This is a genomic window from Rhodococcus sp. C26F (genome assembly GCF_053345925.1).
This window is the reverse complement of sequence record NZ_JBKFBA010000112.1, coordinates 1-984: the sequence shown is the minus strand read 5'-3', so window position 1 is coordinate 984 and position 984 is coordinate 1. Positions and strand designations below refer to the sequence as shown.

The 984-nt window shown below is 67.8% G+C and carries 1 protein-coding gene; it reads left to right on the top strand.

Annotated features, from left to right (window positions below; translation table 11 throughout):
- Nucleotides 1-81 precede the first annotated feature (81 nt).
- Nucleotides 82-942, top strand: a complete 861-nt coding sequence (gene htpX, locus ACLBYD_RS30695) for a zinc metalloprotease HtpX (RefSeq protein WP_447819402.1) — start codon at nucleotides 82-84, stop codon at nucleotides 940-942.
- The last annotated feature ends 42 nt before the right edge of the window (nucleotides 943-984 follow it).

Sequence of the window (984 nt, the reverse complement as noted above, 5' to 3'; positions counted from 1 at the left end):
GCCCCGTCGGGGCGGGAACCGCGCCGTGCGCTCGTTCGTTGGACGAACGAGTGGGAAATCGTGGTGCGGAAGGGGTGCGACGTGCACGGATACTCGAACCGTCTCAAAACGGCCGGTCTGTTGATCGGAATGTCCGCGCTGATCGTGTTCGTCGGAGCGTTGTTCGGCAATTCGACGATCCTGCTGATATCGATCGTGCTCGCCGTCGGCATGAACGGCTACGCGTACTTCAACAGCGACAAGCTCGCCCTGCGGGCGATGCACGCCCAGCCGGTCACCGAGGTGCAGGCACCGGCGATGTACCGGATCGTGCGCGAACTCGCGACTATGGCGCACCAGCCCATGCCACGGCTCTACATCAGCCCCACCAACGCCCCCAACGCGTTTGCCACGGGTCGTAACCCGCGCAACGCCGCCGTGTGCTGCACGACGGGCATCCTGGAGATCCTGAACGAACGGGAACTGCGCGCGGTGCTCGGCCACGAACTCGCCCACGTCTACAACCGCGACATCCTCATCTCGTCGGTCGCCGGCGCGATGGCCGCCGTCATCTCGGGCCTGGCGAACTTCGCGTTCTTCGCCTCGGCCTTCGGCAACCGGGAGGGTGGCGCGAATCCACTGGCGCTGCTGCTGGTTTCCCTGCTCGGCCCCATCGCGGCGTCGGTCGTCAAACTCGCCGTGTCGAGGTCGCGCGAGTACCAGGCCGACCAGTCCGGTGCCGAGCTCACCGGCGACCCGCTGGCCCTCGCGTCGGCGCTGCGCAAGCTCGCTCTCGGCACGCAGGCCGCGCCGCTGCCACCCGAACCGAAACTCGCGGCCCAATCGCACCTGATGATCGCCAACCCGTTCCGGGCGGGCGACAAGATGAGTCGGCTGTTCTCGACGCACCCGCCGATGGCCGACCGCATCGAACGGCTCGAGCGCATGGCCGGGATCCGCTGACCGGACGGCACCCCACAGACGACACCCCAGACGACTCCGCCC